Below are 18,061 nucleotides of genomic sequence, written 5' to 3' on the forward strand. Positions count from 1 at the left end.
ATAAACGCAGCTCTGATTTTTACCCAAAGCGTAGGGTTTTTAGTCGCGGCCGTCGAGCGATGAAGCCCCATGAGTTTATGTTTCTATAAATGAGTTGGGGTGAAGGCAGTTAAATGCTCCTGCTTAAACTGCATTCCCACCATCCATGGCAGTCAGCGACGACAACAAAGCCTAAAAATCATTCGAGAAGGGTATAGCAACTTCCACTACATAAGCGATGCCTAGTTTGGCAAATTTAAGCGCATGTAATGCATGACCACCCGATTGATCTATGGTGTCTTCTGTTGAATGTATTTTCTGATTCAACTTATCCATAGTCGCTTCAAAAGGGAAAGAAGCAGGATAACCATTGGCTGTCCAAGAGGCATGATCTGAACAGCCATAACCACACTTGGAATAACCAATTTGCATTTCAGGTAAATAAGTTCTGGCTAAGCGGGCTAAAAACTGATTTTGTGTTGGGTCGGTATAATCTTCCATTAGCACAATATCATTGGCACTTCCTTGGTAGTTAGTCATATCAAACTGTACTACACCTACAATCTTTTTATTCGCCTCTCGGTATTGTGCAGCAATGTCTGAAGAACCTAATAAGCCAATTTCCTCGGCTGCATACCCCATAAACTGGATAGTACGCTCAGGATAAAAGTCATTTTTTAATAACACTCGAATAATTTCAGTAATAGTAGCAATGCCAGAAGCATTATCATCAGCACCTGGGGCTAATGCGGTGAGTCGAGGATCTCCACCATTAATTGAATCTAAGTGGCCACCGACTACTATAATTTCATCAGGCTTGGTCTTACCTGGTATCGTCATAATCACCGATGACTGAGGGTACGAGTCATGGTTAAACAAGTTAACCTGTACATCATCTCGGTTTCGCGCTAAATGCGCCCACTGTCGCTTGATAAACTTAGCGGCATGTACTCCGGTTTCACTTAAATAGTAACGGTTTTGGTAGGCTGACAGCTTAGCAATCGTACGCCTGATTTTCGACTCCGTTATTTGTGGCAATAGTTGAGCTACTAACTGCCGTTGATTAATTGAGTAAACAGCCTCAGCAATATCACTGGCTGCACGATGTTTTGCTCGAGTTAAATAATGATGGGTTTGGTTTAAAAATTTCTGAGCTGACTGATAACTTGAATGTACCATAAACCCACCACAGCGGTTAAATAGTCGGTGCATATAAACTGATAACAGTTCAATACGCTTGCTGTTGATTGATCTGACGACTATTGTTTTTTGTTTATCAGGCGATATACTATCGTTATCACTTACTTCATTACTGATAACTGGCTGCTTGATAACTTTTCTTTCAGACAATAACCCTGGTACTAATTGCTCTATTTTGAGTGCCGCATCTTTACCTAATGTGATCCATTTATGCTCTATGTTACTCTCTTGTGCCAGAGTGATTTGAGCAAAACAAGTTGCAATCACACTTGACGCAAGTACTACCGTCCTTAACTTAATCATGTTGCATCCTTACTAATTATTAATGATTAGTTGATTTTATGGATGCTTTAATATAACTGCAATTAACTTTTGCTTTTTATATATCCTTTACTGTGAGTCTGTATCACTTTATTTTTAGGGCTATTGTCAGCTGCCTTATACTAACTAACAATAATGAAAAAAATTATGCCTAAAACACTTCTGCTTATTGCCACCCTTTTCTGGGCTTATTCCTCTCAAGCTGAGGAATTACTTATTTACAACCTTAATGGCTATTTATTGGAAAAAGACCAATGGCAATCCTTCAAAGCCATTCACATTAACGCTGGCAGAATCAAAAACATTTATAAAGCTTCAGCAGCTATTCCCTCCAGTTTTCAAGGTAAACGACTAGATGGTCAAGGCAAGACTATGCTACCTGGATTAATTGATGCTCACGGTCATATCAAAGGATACGCTTTAGCAAAGCTACAAATTCATTTACGCAATTCAGCCTCAGCAGCCGACTCAGTTAAACGAGTGGTTGCTTATCGTGACCGCCATCCAAAACTAAAATGGTTGCAAGGACGTGGCTGGAACCAAGTGCTTTGGCCAGGTAAGCAATTCCCAACAGCCGCTATGCTCGATAAACAAATTAAGGATCGTCCTGTTTGGTTAAGACGGGTTGATGGTCATGCTGGCTGGGCCAATTCTAAAGCAATGCAAATAGCCGGTATTAGTCGTACAACACCTGACCCAGAGGGTGGCCAAATTATTCGCGATAGCAAGGGCAACCCTACTGGTACTTTTATTGATAATGCAATGGAACTTATTAGTCAGCATATCCCTGAAATTTCGTTGCAGGAAGAATTAACGCTGCTGCCGAAAGCATTGAGCCGCTTAGCTGAATTAGGCTTAACCAGTGTCCATGATGCTGGGATCAATAGTCAGACAGTTGCCGCCTATAAAACTCTGGCTAATCAAGCACAGCTCCCCATCCGGGTATATGCCATGCTCTCTGGCAGCGACAAGAACTTTAGTCAATTGCTTAAAGCAGGCCCGTTTGTAACTGCCAACGACTACTTAACCATTCGTAGTGTCAAGTTATTTTTTGACGGTGCTTTGGGTAGTCGTGGCGCTGCGTTACACGACAGCTATAGCGACAAGCACAACCATAAGGGTTTACTGCTTTATCCACCCAAACAGTTATTGCAATTAGCAAAACAAGCACAAAGCCAAGGCTTTCAGGTAAATATTCATGCCATTGGTGACCGCGGTAACAGTGAAGCATTGAATATTTTTCAGCAACTTAATCAGCTAGCCTCAAAACAAGTCTTTAGGCATCGCATAGAACACTCACAAGTCATTCAACTTAACGATATTCCCCGTTTTGCCCAACTCAATATCATTCCTTCCATGCAACCTATCCATGCAACCAGTGATAAAAACATGGCAGAAGATCGTTTGGGACCACAGCGGATTAAAGGTGCCTATGCATGGCGTAAACTGATTAATCATAATGCTCGTATTGCAGGTGGCTCTGACTTTCCAGTCGAGCCAGCAAACCCCTTTTATGGTGTCCATGCCGCTGTTACTCGCCAAGATCATAATAACCATCCCCAAAAAGGCTGGTACCCTGAAGAAAAGTTAACGGTGGCAGAAGCACTTAAGTTGTTTACCTATAATGCTGCTTACGCAGCCCATCAGGAAAATAAATTAGGTAATTTACGCCCAGGACATTGGGCTGACTTTGTTTTATTAGATCAAGATCCTTTCACCGTAGATAAGCAATCACTTTGGCGAATTCAAGTGACTGCAACCTGGGTGGCAGGAAAACCAGTTTACCAACAACCAACTACACAGCTGGCAAAACAATAGCTACAGCGAGAGTGTGGTAATCAGGTAATTACCACACTCCCTTCATCAAGCAAATTGGTAACGATGGTGGCTGAATCAGCTGTACCAAAATCAACAGATAAATCAACGCCGCCCAGCAACACCTGTTGTGTGACAGCTCCAGAGCCATCAGGGCTGATATTAATTAGTGTGCTACCTCCAGCAAAATTAAGTTGTAAGAACTGATCTAAATTGCTGGCATCTTCTCCTATTAATAAATCACTAACATTTAAAAAATCGCCTTCACCTCGATTAAAATCAGTAATTGTATCAATCACAGGCGCTATGGCTGTACCATCATCTCCTGGGCTCAAAATAAAACCATCAGCCCCGCTATTACCAGTGATCGTGTCATTACCTGGACCCGCTTCAATTAAGTCATCACCAGGTGTACCAAAAATAATATCATCCGCTGCCGTCCCAATGATGCTAACCGGCGTTGAGGTTACAACAATTGCTTTATCAGGCTCGTCTACTTCAATTTCTGAAATTGTGCGCGACAGGCTCTCCCTCTGCTGTATTCCCGTGGTGGTAATTGATGGTAAAACCGCTTCTGATAAAGTTGTTTGAGGCTCACGCCCAACAATTGGAGGAGTAGAACCCAAATCTTCAATCGCGCCTTCTGTTTCAGGGCCGGCTGCTGTAGGTTGGGCAATGTCGGTAGGGTCTTTACCTGCAACTAATGCCTCTTGAATAAGTGCTACATCATCTGGTTCAATGTTCATTAAGGCAGTTAGTGCCTTCTTACCGAATAGACTTTCATTAAAAGTCATTTGGTCATAGGCTCCCATATCCATCCAACTACCATCAACAAACTCTACCATAATAAACCCAGAGTAAGTTTTAATGGTATCAAACCCATAAACCTCCTTGCCAGGCTTTAAAATTCGTTGCTGCCCACTTGCATCATAAGCATATACCTCGCCATAAGACTTTTTCACAAAACCAATTGCTGTTTTAGTTGCTTGAGTTGAAGTGGCCATTGCTATTTCTACCTGGTATGAAGCACTATAACTAACTACGAAACTAAAAAGGTTAAATATGCAAACCTTCTAATCAGTAGATTAGTCGACAACGATAGAAATGGTAGTCAGCGAATACTTTTATACCTAAAAATGATTCATATGATCTCACTAAATAAACAACAAGGGTAATGTTCTAGGCTGGATAGTTACTGAGTACTAGTGAAATATTCAAGTCAGATATCTCTTGTAAAATAATTGTTGATTCAAGTCATCTCATTGCTGTGACAGATCAAAGATACTAAAAGCAGGACAACAATAAATCGTTCGGAGCCCTCAAATGAGCTTACTTTCATTTAACTCAATCATTGTTCCCATTGATTTTTCAGAGGAGTGTGTTGGTGCAGTTAACACGGCATTAGAATTAGTAAACTCTCCTAAGCAGGTAACGCTTGTTCATGTGAAATGTCCAACCACTTACATTACTTGTGGTACTGCTTATGTACAGCTGGATGAGGCTGAGCATACAAAGCAAATAGAGGAGCACTTCCAGCAATTTATTCAAAACCACCAGTGGCAAGAGCTGAATTGGACATTACTTACTGGCAAGCCAGGTGAAGAAATTGTATCTTACGCTAAAGAAGTAAATGCCAGCCTAATTGTTATTCCTTCCCATGGCTACCATGGTATTAAACGACTCATGTTAGGTTCAGTTGCAGAACGGGTGGTCCGTTTAGCACACTGCCCAGTCACCGTGCTCAAACGGAGAGAAGATACTACACACCATTAATTGCAAAGCCTGTCATTCAGCACGCCCCTCTATCTCAGAGAACACTCACTATACCATATTCAGTGGGTATCTCTGAGAGCAGCTCAGCTACCTACTGTCACTTGTCCATAATTACCTATTGATAGTTACTGGCTGTAACCCAATAGACTGTTATTGATAATTTGACACATATCGTCTTTCATCTGATGAATGAAAAAATGATCTCCAGGTAGTTCATAGTAATCAAACTGATTATGAGTATGTTGATTCCAAGCAATGACATCAGATAAAGGAATATCAACATCACAAGTGCCTGTAAATGCTGTGATTGGGACAGTTAATGGAGCATGGCCTGTAAACTGATAAGTTTCTACCAATTTAAAGTCTGCCCGCACCACAGGCAACATCAACTCCATTAACTCATCTGAGTTCAATACGTCTTGTGGTGTACCATTAAGTTGTTTCAGCTCAACCTTTAACTCATTATCTGACAAGTGATGTATATTGTTCTTCTTCCGTGATAAATGTGGTGCTTGCCTACCTGATACAAATAAATGTTCGGGTTGTGTTAAACCCGCTTGACAAATTTTTTGAGTCAACTCATAGGCGATTAGTGCTCCCATACTATGTCCAAAAAATGCATAGGGACGATTTAGATAAGGGGTAATAGCAGATAGCAGCTTATTTGTTAAACAATCAAGCTGATCAATGGGAGTCTCGTCAAAACGTATTCCCCGACCAGGTAAATAAGCAGGACAAACCGCTATCTTCGCTTGCAGCAGCTGTGGCCAACGGTAATAAATTGCAGCACTGCCACCAGCATAGGGAAAGCAAAATAGTGTTAACTTGGCATTATGGCCGTTCACATCATCAAAGTAGCTTTTGGTTAGCCGTAATTGTTTATTATTTATCAACTCACTTCCTACCTAATTTTCCTATCAAGTTTTTTAATGTCCAAATAGTTAGAACCATTAACAGACCTTTTGTGTCATTTAACTGACTTTCAAACAACAAAATAAAGAACATATAAAAATATGGAAGCTATTTCAAAGAATCATTAACTAAAATAGCTAATACTTAAGGAAATACTAATACTTTATATACTGTATTATTATTTGTGATATTGCATTTTTGTTGATCGGCTAATTGATAACCAGCACAAGGTGAAGCCATCATCACTCACTTTGAGATGCAAATAGAAAGTCTCATTTTTAGCTATTTTCCACAAATATTTTTATACTTATTTCTGATTTTTTACTAAAAAATTTTCAAATTCAAACCACAGTTTTTTTATATTTTATGACCAAACACTTACAAATAAGCATGTCTTCCTATATAACCAAAGTGATCAAAATATATATCAACTTCAAAATTTAGCGACTTCTATTAATTTGAAGTACAACAGATTAAATCTATTCTGGTCTTCTATACTAAGATAATTAATTAGTTTCTATCTAAATATTCAATCAATAAATAAGTGAGGTATTTCCAGTGAAAGTACAACGCTCTAATATTATTCCTATTGGATTAACTCAAATTGCATTAATGTGCTCTGCAATTATTGCCCAGGGTGTTTTCGCTCATGGATATGTATCACAGCCTGAATCACGCTCACTTAAATGCAAACAAGGAGATAATGTAAAGTGTGGTCCAGTCCAATATGAGCCACAAAGTGTTGAAGGACCTGACGGTTTTCCTAATGGCGGTCCTGATGATGGCAAAATAGCTAGTGCTGGGCTCGCTCAGTTTTCTCAATTGAATGAACAAACGGTTGACCGCTGGAATAAAAACAATATAAAGCCTGGCAACAATACGTTTACTTGGACTTTCACAGCGAATCATGTCACAAAAGACTTTAAATACTATATTACTAAACAAGGGTGGAATAAAAATGCTACGCTCAAACGCAGCTCATTTGAGCTGACGCCATTCTGTAACATTCCCTATAATAAAAAGCCACCCAAAACAGTCTCCCACCAATGTAATGTACCTAACCGCCAAGGATATCATGTCATTCTAGCAGTATGGGATGTAGGCGATACAGTGATGAGCTTTTATCAGGCGATAGATGTCAACTTTAATGGCGGCACCGATCCAGACCCTAACCCAAACCCCGATCCAGCTAATAAATGGACTGATATAGGCGATATTAACCCTACCATTACACTTAAGCCAGGTGATAGTGTAAAAGCCAGAGTATTTGACGACCAAGGAGAGTTACCCGATATGGCAACTGAACTGGCAATCAATACAACCGATGATGGACGTAAAAATAATTGGCCTTACTTATTGGCCAAAGCGATTAATAATAAACAAACAAAGATTGCTGCAGGTCATGTAGATGCCAAAGGAAATGTTGTGCCAGCAATGGGTAAAAATAATATTTACGCCTTAAAAGACAGTGGAATAAAGCGTGTAGAAATCCAAATTAATAAAGACCAGCAGCCCGATCCACAAGTAGATGTAGGTGGGCTTCAAGATAAATATACTATTACCAATAATCAAGCTACGGTAGACTTTACGTTAACGACTCAAGCTAAATTGAAAATCGATTACACGATATATGGCCCTAATAATTCACAAGTGGCATTTGGTTCCGAGCCTATTGATAATGCTTCTAAAAATGTTCAGGCTAATATAACCAACGCAAAACCAGGCAAACACACTTTAGTCATCAAAGCTAAAGCACAGGGCATTGCTAGCAGTTTTATGCAACAGACTTACTCATTTGAGTTGGTAAAAGATGGTGGAGATAAACCAAACCCTGACCCTTCAGGTGATTACGATTTTAAATTCCCTGAAGGCGTATCCAGCTATAAAGCAGGTACTAAAGTATTACAACCGAAAGATGGAAAAATTTACCAATGTAAACCTTTTCCTTACAGTGGTTACTGTCAACAGTGGTCTAAGTATGCTAATCAGTTTGAGCCCGGTGTGGGTAGTGCCTGGCAATCAGCCTGGGAAGCAAAATAACGTCTAACCTATAAAACAAAAGGCCTATAAAGTAATTTTTATAGGCCTTTTTTATTTTATAACTAGGTGAATTGCATGTTTTCAACCTCTCTTCGCTTGGCTGCTAGCATTGTCAGATACGCAATATTACTTTCCCCAAAAGTAATTTTAGCATGAACCTCTTGGCCTGCTTCAAGTGCAGCCACCTGATCACCGTCCTGGGCATCATACATCTTTAAGGTGAGTTGTGGATTATTTTTCTCAAAGTCAGGAATAATTACCCGTAATTTTTTGCCACTTGCATTTGGGGCAAGTCCCTCAATAACAAAGCTGTCACCTCTAAAATAATAATCTGCCTTAGTACTAATATTGAAAGGTAACCACAAGACAGTTTCTTCATTTGAATTCAATTCTACCGTTTTGATGCCACTCGCCCTTGGGGTAAACCGCAATTGATTTTGACCAGCGTTTGGTTGCACACGGTCACTGCCTGCAGAAATAATCAATATATTATTCCCATCATTACCCCGTACCACATCGTTTTCTTCAGTGTCTTTGACTATAGGCTGTTCTGCAGTCGATTGAATGGGTTGATGTAATGAATTATCAACCGTGTGCTCACGAAAACCATCCTGACCAATTATAAAATGAAAATAAGCGAGTAACTGTGCTTTATTTGCATCCGCAGCATCTGGGTAGTAAAGCTCCCCTTTACTGATATCAGTTATAACACCTTTATCTTGAATAATGCGCTGAAATTCAGCTACGGAGACACCTTTCGTTTGATAATAAGTAAGACGATTTCCAGGGCCAGAGCCACTATCGACAACTAAATGCTGTCCCCTGGCGCCATCATATCGAAACCATACTCCTTTTAGTGGTTCACTATCTTCCGTGTCGGTGTATATTCGCCAAGTGCCTGGATCAACAATAAAAGACTGATGACTATCTGATCTTTCACCAAATAACCAACGACCGTCTTCCAACACAGTTGCTTCATAAGGTGCAATACGAGCATTCACTTGGCTCGGGTCTAAACGCTGCTTGCTATTATTTAAGGTATTATAAACGATCTCATTTTTGCTGCTGTCATATTTAGCATTAGCATAACGGTAGCCTTGTATATCATACACTTCACCGCTTAAAGGGCTAACAGCCAAGCCATTTCGAAAGAGCCATATCGGTCCATCCACATGGGCGAATCCCAGTTCTTCCTTGTTAATATTCAAAACACCTTCCGGTTTTGTTAAACCTTGCTGTGGTTTTGCCTCAAATTTATAGACTGATAATTTACCTTGAGCATCAGAGCGGAAACTCACTATACCATCATCAAACAGCGCAACAAACGATGTATAAGGAGAAAACTGTTTTATGCTCAATAATTCAAACTGACCGTTTTGTACCGATAATGTGTTACCAGATTGCTGAATATCAGAAAAATTAATTCCTTTAAAACGAAGCTGGCTACCTTCAAACATTGTATCTAAGCTAATACCTACTCCTTGATCAACATCCAGCCTACTTAACTGACTATTTTTTGTTTCAACTTGAAAAGTTCCCTTGCCTTTTACATCCAACTGACTTTGTGTAGTAGCTAAACTAATTTGCTGAGTACCACCAGCAATATAATAGGTATTTTGTGGCAGTAGCTTGGTTAATGGCTGTGCCTGCTGGCCAACCTGCAACAATTTATTTACATCTAACTTTACAGACGAGCCAGATTGACCTTGTACATTTATTGTAATAGAAGACCGATCTTCGATACGGATAAATCGACTATGGTTATTTTTATCACGAATACGAATCCCTTTGCCATCATTCGTAGCAAACGCTTCTAGGTTATCAAGTGGCACCCAGCCAGTTAAATCAATATTATTTGATTCACCTGAATCAAGGCCCCCATTGTTTATCCTCAACGATTGCACATCATCCGCAATATAAAATGTGTTATTATTTGCTTCTGACTTAATAACTGCTTTATTAGCCGCAATATGAAATGTATTATTTTCTCCTTTACCCGTTCTTAGCTTCAAGTTATCAGCGTTACCCAAAATAAACGTTTTATCAGCTATGAGTGGTTGATTAGCTGTTACTCTTAAATCAGCATCAATTTCTGACGTTTCAGTATTGCCTTGAATAAGTAGCGTCTCTGTTTCCCCAGCGGTTAGGCTTGATCCAGTAGCAGTTTCAGTTATTTTGACAAAGCTTTCCAGTTGATTTCTAATTTTCTGCTTTTGGTCGTAGTCATATACCCACTCATATTCAAAATCCAACGTAGGCCTAACTCGTATTACATTTGGGCTTGCCCCTGCGTGTTCATCAGAAGCAGCAGCTATACTAAAGGCCGCCGTATCCTGCCCATCACCGCCTAAGAAGTATAGTTTTTTATTGCGATGACGTGTAGTCTCCTGATTAACTTCAGGTTCTACTGCTGGAGCCACATAGCGAACCACATCTGACTTTTTACCCCCTACATAGCTTTGCTCAACCGCTTCATCCGTATAAAAAGTATTTTCTTTATTATGAAAGCCTTCTATCACTGGAATTAAACCATCGCCCCCAAGAGGGTAGTCAGATAAAAAAGTACGAGAGCCAGTGTTAATGGTTTTTGCCAGTCGATTATACTCCCAACCACTTAAATTTCCATGAGAGACATAACCTGTGGCATCAATTAATTCTATACCACTTCGATTAGGGTCAAAGCGTTCATTCAGATTAAAAAATGTCACTTGATTCCTATCACCAAAGCCGCGCTTTTCAGTTAAGACATGTGCTGGATTCATTCTCACCTGATGGACTTCCCCACCGTGCTCATCTTTTTCTTTTATTCTTAATGTATGCGGGTATTTTCCAAATAGAAATAACTCACTGGTAGGGAACAGAGCAGAAGTATCGGTAATTGAGTCACCTACTGTTCTGAAAACATGCTGAGAAATTTCATTTTGTTCAGCAATCAATGTTTTACGTGCTGCAATTGCTTTCTTTCTGCGAGTATCTTGTAATTCCTGATGCCATGGCGTTGTATCATCAACACCAAAAAAAGCAGCAGCACCATACTGGAATTTTTCCCACCCAGACAGAGGTCTCACTTCCTCTTCAAAGGTATTAACCGTCTTAGCTGCCTGTATTGCTTGACTAATTCCAGCAGCAACCAATGCAGCAATAGCAACAAAGGGTGCAGCAGGTGCTGTGGCAGGATTTAAAAACATAATGCCTGCCGCCGTACCCAGTGCACCACTGACAATATCAAAACTAGAGGAAGCTATACCATAATTGTCGCCTTCTTTAATCGCTCGATCTAAACCAATAGCACCAGAAACAATACTGATCCCCCCTGTCACAATGCCTAAAGGACCGGCTATTTTACCAGCGACATTACCCACTTTACTGGTACCCCCCAATAATTTACTTATTCCATTAACCCCAGACTTGGGTAACGCTAACTTAAATCGCTCCGCAATTTGACCTGCTGAAGCGACTCCTGAAATAACCTCTTCTACAGCCCCTAAAATAGTTGATGACGCATTAAGTTTTGAAAATGGATCATCGCCAATCCCAAATTTTGATAACAGTCGAATTCCATTCCATGCACCAAACGCGGAGTAAGCGCCCATTGCCTTTGACGATATCACTCTTGATGCACCATCAGATAAAGCTGAAACCACTTTTTGACGTGAAACCTGACGCTGTTGAATAGTATTAAACATTAATAGTTGACGTTTTTGTCCATCAGTTAATGTATTATTTAATTTTATTGACAACTCACCACTTTGATCCCCTGGTACTTGTATTGTACCATCCCCCCCAATACTGATATCTTTTACTTGATCATGATTAGATAAGCTTAAATTTACTGCTTGTAATAGCTTGGCTTGCTCTGTGTCAGCCCATTGTTTAAAGGAATTAATAAAGTCATCATAATTACCAGCAGAAGAAAGTGCTGCCTTAGCTTGTTTAATAAACTGCTGTTCCTCTGGCGAGGACTGATTCTGCTGGGTTCCATCCGCAAATACATGCATAAAGAGATGCTTATTTCGATTAAAGTTTTTTGGTGAAATAGCATTTGGCCGGCTAGCATCTAACTGTGTATCAAACAGCAGTACTAAAGAAGCTTTATCCATATCCCAACTCAATCGATTTCCCTTCATAAATAAGTCTGCTGTAAAATCTGTATCAGCGGTAATGTTTTTACCATCAACTTTTAAACCCAGACGATATGCCTCTGATTTACTAATCCCAATTCTATGACCATCCTTCGTTTCAAACCCAACTGTCACATCATTTGCCAGAATGTTAGTGTAATCTGATTTTATTTGTGTAGTAGGTAGTGATGGATTGTAAGCAGCTCCATCTACAATCGCTTGCCTATTAAACTGACTATCGAAACCCGACTTGGTAATACCTACTTTAAATGCAGACTCTCCGCCACTGGCAGCAACCATTTGGTTTATATATCCAGTTAATTGTGATTTTGTATTCAAATGGTCTATGTTATCAAATACTTTTATTAGCTGATTGTGCTGATTATATATACGCACTCTATTATCAGCTGCATGAGTCATTGTAAAAGCAGGGACTAATTCACCACCTACACTTTTTAATAGCACAGCACCAGCCAACTTATTTTCTGTCAATGTATCAATCGTTGTACTAACAACATTTTGCTCTTTTATCGCCAATAAATGACTGTTACCCGTTTTATCGATTGCACCCTGTTGACGTAAATACTGATCATGTTTATGTAGCTGTGCAATTTCAGCTGGAGAGGCCTCACCTACTGCCACCAACTCTCTTAGTTTGGCAACTTCTACTTCATTCGCTGCAAAGGTATTACGTTTACTCCCTGGTGCTGTTGCGAGATCATTATAAATCACTTGCAGGCTAATACCACGGTTCCGATCAGCATGACTGACGCCCTGCTGTTGAACAGTCGTTTCTGAAATACCATAAGTGGAAACCTGATCTTGATAAATTGTGGAAGTATCAGCCTTTCCTCCTTTTGAAAGTGCTTTAGCTACCGTTAGCTCAACTAACTGATAATTATTTTTTTCATTTACAATCGCCTGTACCTGCGCAATTTTATCTTGGGATAGCTCTATAACTGGTCTATTTTCAATTATCTGTGTAATTTGATTTTTAGCCTCCGATGTCAATTCAACCTTTAAGTGAAGGAAATTTTCACCTTCTCCACTATGGTGCTTTAATAAATTCTCAATCCTAAACTGGGCATCAGGGTCGCTAGCAAAAAATGAATTAAGCGCAGGGTGATCTTTCGTTAGCTGCGACAAACTGACTTCAGATAAAGGGATATTATTATATGAAAAAGGCTTATCAAATTGCGGTAACCTTACTCCAGATAGAGAAGGGTTAGCTAATTGGCCCGCTGTATTATACGTCAGTCTTGGTATTTCAACATCAGGGTGTGCCTCTTGGAATCGCTGTTGATAAAGTTCAGTACCTAACTTCCAAGGTTGTGTTGAGTTTGCTTCTTTATAAAAGAATCGTCCATCTTTACTAAACCAGCCATCAAATTGGTTACCATCAATAGAGAAAACTCTGAAATTTGTTGGATCAGCCGGTATTTCTTGAGATAACAACGGATGATTCTGAAATGATAAGGTAAGCTCTGGAGCATCAGCTGCACTACTGGTTGCTACATTTCGTGTTAGCCTATGATGGAGCCCCCATTCTCCAGTATTTTGATCATAATACAGAAATGCCACGCCGTTATATGATCTTGGCTGTTGGCCTACAGGTAGCCCGTCAGTAACATGACTTACAGCATAATGAGCATCATAAATCGATTCATCCAGTCTAACTAATATATCCTCATTAGAATAAGGTTTAGTTTCACCGGTTTTGAGATTGTTACCTTCCGGATCTGAGTCATGATATACCCTTAATTTCGTAGCATCTGTTGGATGCTTACAAACAATCACAGAGCAGCCGTTTAGGCCTCCTGTAAATAAAAAATTATGCTCCGGGTTTTGTTTAGGGATATCAACATAAGGCACATGTTGCCCTTGAGGCCCTGCTCCAGTGTATGGCAAGTAATATGCCCCAAATACTTCACCATTTTCAATTGAAGTGCTAGATGGGGTTGAAACCCACTTCAGTTGTAAACCATTACGATGTGATAAATCAAACTTAAAGTAACCAGATTTTCCTACCCTTTTTTCCTTTCCATCGATTCGTTCAAAACTAAACAACTGGCCTTCAGCCACTGATCGACTTTCTTTAGGAATAATGTGGGTAATATCGATAGGATTAGTTGTTGCAACCCCATTACTACCAACGGGTTGTGACTGAAACGCTTTTGTCATTACTTCAGCCAATTCAGCTTGACTGGGTCCATTGCTACCAGGCAATGCTTGAGTAGGTTTGGTATAAGCCAAATAAGGCTCATTAAGTCGTACTACACTTGCTTTTGTTTCGCCATGTTCAATTGAGTAGACAATTTTAGTGCGATACTGAGGTATCGTAGGGTCTTTAATGGGTTGCCCTTGAGCATTAACAGGATTATCACGAGGTTGGATATATTTTCGACCATTTTGATCTACATAAGTATACCCTGGCCTAGCACTGACTGTTGTGGTTACACCCTTTTCATCTAATCGTTTGACAAGTGCTGCCCCAAAACCATTAATATCTGATGGTTCTACATGGGCAGAATGGCATGACACAAGACTAATTCGTCCAACACTTTCCCCCTGATACTTATCACCCAATGCAGCTTTTATAGCCCCATTGGAATCAGTCAATGCAGATGCTAATTGCTCTGCAGATACAGTTGACTGAAGGTCATCACCAATTCCATTTACCTGACCATGCCCCACAATAAAGATACGACTATTCGTAGTGATTGCAGGCATATTTGTCATTGGAATGCCATCAACGGTAGTCACTTTGTGTGTCGTTGGATCCCACTTTAGCCGCGTAAAGTTATCAGCATATTTACCCGCTAGCCTTTCAGCACTCAGTGAAACTGCCTGGTCTGAACCCACTTCAATAATGACATTGTGATTATATTGTTGCTTTTCTGGTGCAGAAACAATCGTTGATTTTTGTAATTGAAAATGCGTTGAAGATTGTTTACTTAACGCTGGAGCCTGAACAGTTTGCTTTACAGCAGTAGCATAGTTCGGAAATGAAAATGCTGGATTGACTTCAACAGTAAAGCCTGTTTCTTTTAAGACCTGATAAGTATGTTTTAGCTCAGTATTATTATTTATTACATAAGGCTTACTTTCGCCTGGAATAAACAAAATAATGGGGTAGTCTTGCCCTGGGCTAAACGGATTACCTGTTTCATCCCCATGATGAAACAAATAACCACCTTGGTACCCTCCAGCAACTTCTACATTTTGATTTAATTGTCGAACTATTTGTTGTGTAAACGTAGCAATATTCCCCATATTAGGGTCTGCTTCACCTGGCCCTCGTATATGCTCAATATAACGATTTGCAACATTTCCATTTATGGGTCGAGGGGCAGTATTAATTTGCCGAGGATTATTGCTTCTGTTTTTGGTAGGCCAAACACCGAATAAATCATAGTCTGCTGTTACCACCGCTTTTGACCCTGCCGGACTTTTTGCCCCAGGTACAGGAGGATTAGTTAGCCCTTTCACCGGTATTTTACCACCGGGATTAGACGGTGATTGATAATTGGGGAGATGAAACAGTTTCCAAGTCCCTTCCGTTGTTTTATCTAGTTGAAAAAACTCATATGAGTTATTGCTGTAGTTTCCTCTTATAATTTTTGACGATTTATTGGAAGCAATTGTTGCTATTAACTGACTATTTTCCAGGTATTGAACTCTTGATTCTGACAGTTCAATTTGAACCTCTTGAGCTCCTTTTTGCTTTGCCTCATTAATTGTTTTCTGTTGTTTGGCAATAGCAGCATCACCTTGTCCCCTTACTTTGCTTAGCATGGGGTCAGTCACCACAAAACCTGCCGTTGGCCCACCCGAACTGGATTTTGCTTTAATATGGAAGTTCTTTGAAGCATACCCTTCTTGCAATAATCCTAGCGAATGTTCATTGGGAGCCCTAATAGCCAATACGGTATTATTTTTGTTTGCAACAGTTTGAATTTGCTCGCCATATAAAAAATTGTTTTTAGTGGGTAAACTCACTATAGTGCTATCAGAAGCAGTCAGATCAGGCTGAGCAACAGCAGGCGTATCCGTTTGTTGTTGTGATTTTTCTGTCGTCGCCTCAGTTGTACTTCTACTAGCTGATGAACTCGCTTGCCATAAATCATCAAATAATGACTTTTTCAGGGAGTGATCTTGTGTTTCTATCAGTAAAGCACTTTCACTGCTGCGGTAAATTGACTGTTGATCAAGATTATAAGTACCAGTAAGGATGATATCCCTATCGCCTTTTTCAAGGATATAGGTTTTGGCATGATCAAACTGAGGAGAAACCGGTAGCCCTCGGGCTTGCTTAAAGTCTTCATTGGGATCAGTTTTTACATAGGTTAAATCGCCAACATTCGGGTTTGTTGCTTTTAACGCTTTATGTTCGGCAAACACACGTTCTTTATTATCATTTTGCACCCATTGATAGTTGGATAACAGTTTAATATTCACCCCTTTGGCTAAAGCATCAATAATTAACTTTCGTGCAGCAGGGTCAAGAAACTGGTTACGAATTTTTATCGTGTCACCCGCAACCGCTTCATCAAAAAGCTGTTTTAATGCTAAGCCAATGGGTTTTGAATCAACGCTATTAACAATATGTGCAACTGGATTAGTAGAAGGTTTATTATGTAATAGTACAACTGATGATTCACTACTTTGCCCACCAAACGTAGCTTTTATTGCTTCTTTCACTACAGTTGTATCAGGATTGATCGGGTCACCTACAGGATGGGTCGTCAACTTTTGTTGTAGGTTTTGTTGGAATAAAGAAGGCTTAAGCTTAGTTAAACTCACAGTACCCTCTTCAACAGTCACCCTTGCTACTGCTTTAGCATGGTTCAAGGTTTTATCAGCAAAATAATGCAGTGCACTACTAGCCAAGTCTTGACTGGCCACTACCGCCCCACTATCTATTTGGTTTTCTTTTTTCAAATGGCCAAGACTGGCTCCTGTAACCCCCAACACACCACTATCATTTATTAGCTGTTTACTATGATGAGAACCTGCAGGGCCTGCCGGATCTAAGCCAACCAATATTAAATTTGCTTTTAAATTCCTAATCGGTGTCACACCCTCTAATTGGTTGTAGGCTTCAATAGCTTGTATCCAAGGGTTACGACTGGCATTGTTAGGATCAACTTTTTGAGTAGCAACCGTGCGTTTTTTATTAAGCCACCAGTTTTGAATCCCATGACTTTTATTATACGCCAGTACAAAGCTAAAATTTTCATCACCTTGTCTGGCTGCAATGCCATCTAACATTGCTTTTAAAGTGGGTGATAAATTACCATCAGGAATAATATTAATGGCATAAGTTGTTACAACAGCTAACTGGTCAGCTGTTTTAATCACTCCTCGGGTTGTGTCAGCCTGCTCTTGCTCGCTAACAAAACCTTGTCCAAATACCTGAGCTTGCTGATCTATCGAAATGCCTCTTTTACCCTTTGGATAATGCGTTATTACTTTTTCGGTAAAAGTGCTGCGATTGTTATTTGTATCCTGACTACCTTCACTATTTATTTGTGATGTTTTACCTTGTTGTTTTCGCTGTTGTCCATCATGTTTTCCTTCTTGTTTTTGTCCAATCGATAATGCGGTACTGGACGCTACCGATGAAAACACCTGGCTTGGAATGGTAGCTGCCGGTTTACGTTTTGCAGGTGCGCGAACTGGTCGCCTCCTCTGATTAGAAGAATGTACTATTTCCGGATTATCATCAAAGTTGTTAACCGATGTGTCAGAGGGAGAGGTATTTGAAGGGATATCCATTGACTTGGCCTTTGCTTAATTAATCAAATGCATAGAAATTCTTGAATGAGCAAATTATTAATCAAACTAAAAGCTATGAACCAGGCTCCCTTGATACCTTATTCAAATATAAATTAATATTA

General features: G+C 39.8%; 7 protein-coding genes. 3 read left to right on the forward strand and 4 right to left on the reverse strand.

What is annotated here, in order from left to right; all coding sequences use genetic code 11:
* Positions 1-171 precede the first annotated feature (171 nt).
* On the reverse strand, positions 172-1,482 hold the full coding sequence (locus ORQ98_RS03545) for a M20/M25/M40 family metallo-hydrolase (RefSeq protein ID WP_274687408.1): 1,311 nt from the start codon (positions 1,480-1,482) through the stop codon (positions 172-174).
* Between the two features lie 165 nt (positions 1,483-1,647).
* Between ORQ98_RS03545 and ORQ98_RS03550 the strand changes: the two genes are divergently transcribed.
* Positions 1,648-3,318 carry an amidohydrolase gene (locus tag ORQ98_RS03550; protein WP_274687409.1) on the forward strand — a complete coding sequence of 557 codons (1,671 nt, stop codon included), beginning with the start codon at positions 1,648-1,650 and terminating at the stop codon, positions 3,316-3,318.
* 20 nt (positions 3,319-3,338) lie between these two features.
* On the opposite strand, the gene ORQ98_RS03555 is transcribed toward ORQ98_RS03550, so the two are convergent.
* Positions 3,339-4,319 (reverse strand): retention module-containing protein, encoded by a 981-nt coding sequence (locus tag ORQ98_RS03555; RefSeq protein ID WP_274687410.1) that lies wholly within the window; start codon positions 4,317-4,319, stop codon positions 3,339-3,341.
* A gap of 319 nt (positions 4,320-4,638) precedes the next feature.
* Here ORQ98_RS03555 and ORQ98_RS03560 point away from each other — a divergent pair, with 319 nt between their 5' ends.
* Entirely contained in the window at positions 4,639-5,088 is a 450-nt protein-coding gene (locus tag ORQ98_RS03560; protein WP_274687411.1) for a universal stress protein, read from the forward strand.
* 125 nt (positions 5,089-5,213) lie between these two features.
* Here the strand turns inward: ORQ98_RS03560 and ORQ98_RS03565 are convergent, their stop codons facing one another.
* Positions 5,214-5,981, reverse strand: coding sequence for a thioesterase II family protein (locus tag ORQ98_RS03565; RefSeq protein WP_274687412.1), 768 nt, complete (start codon positions 5,979-5,981; stop codon positions 5,214-5,216).
* Between the two features lie 577 nt (positions 5,982-6,558).
* Between ORQ98_RS03565 and gbpA the strand changes: the two genes are divergently transcribed.
* Positions 6,559-8,040, forward strand: a complete 1,482-nt coding sequence (gbpA, locus tag ORQ98_RS03570; protein ID WP_274687413.1) for an N-acetylglucosamine-binding protein GbpA — start codon at positions 6,559-6,561, stop codon at positions 8,038-8,040.
* A 62-nt stretch (positions 8,041-8,102) separates the two neighbouring features.
* On the opposite strand, the gene ORQ98_RS03575 is transcribed toward gbpA, so the two are convergent.
* On the reverse strand, positions 8,103-17,939 hold the full coding sequence (locus ORQ98_RS03575) for an anthrax toxin-like adenylyl cyclase domain-containing protein (RefSeq protein WP_274687414.1): 9,837 nt from the start codon (positions 17,937-17,939) through the stop codon (positions 8,103-8,105).
* Positions 17,940-18,061: the final 122 nt, after the last annotated feature.

The organism is Spartinivicinus poritis, assembly GCF_028858535.1.
GTDB lineage: Bacteria > Pseudomonadota > Gammaproteobacteria > Pseudomonadales > Zooshikellaceae > Spartinivicinus > Spartinivicinus poritis.

What these genes read in the sequence shown, in the direction of transcription:
- ORQ98_RS03545 (WP_274687408.1), bottom strand. Translation starts at nt 1,482, where the DNA reads ATGATTAAGTTAAGGACGGTAGTACTTGCGTCAAGTGTGATTGCAACT.
- ORQ98_RS03550 (WP_274687409.1), top strand. Translation starts at nt 1,648, where the DNA reads ATGCCTAAAACACTTCTGCTTATTGCCACCCTTTTCTGGGCTTATTCC.
- ORQ98_RS03555 (WP_274687410.1), bottom strand. Translation starts at nt 4,319, where the DNA reads ATGGCCACTTCAACTCAAGCAACTAAAACAGCAATTGGTTTTGTGAAA.
- ORQ98_RS03560 (WP_274687411.1), top strand. Translation starts at nt 4,639, where the DNA reads ATGAGCTTACTTTCATTTAACTCAATCATTGTTCCCATTGATTTTTCA.
- ORQ98_RS03575 (WP_274687414.1), bottom strand. Translation starts at nt 17,939, where the DNA reads ATGGATATCCCTTCAAATACCTCTCCCTCTGACACATCGGTTAACAAC.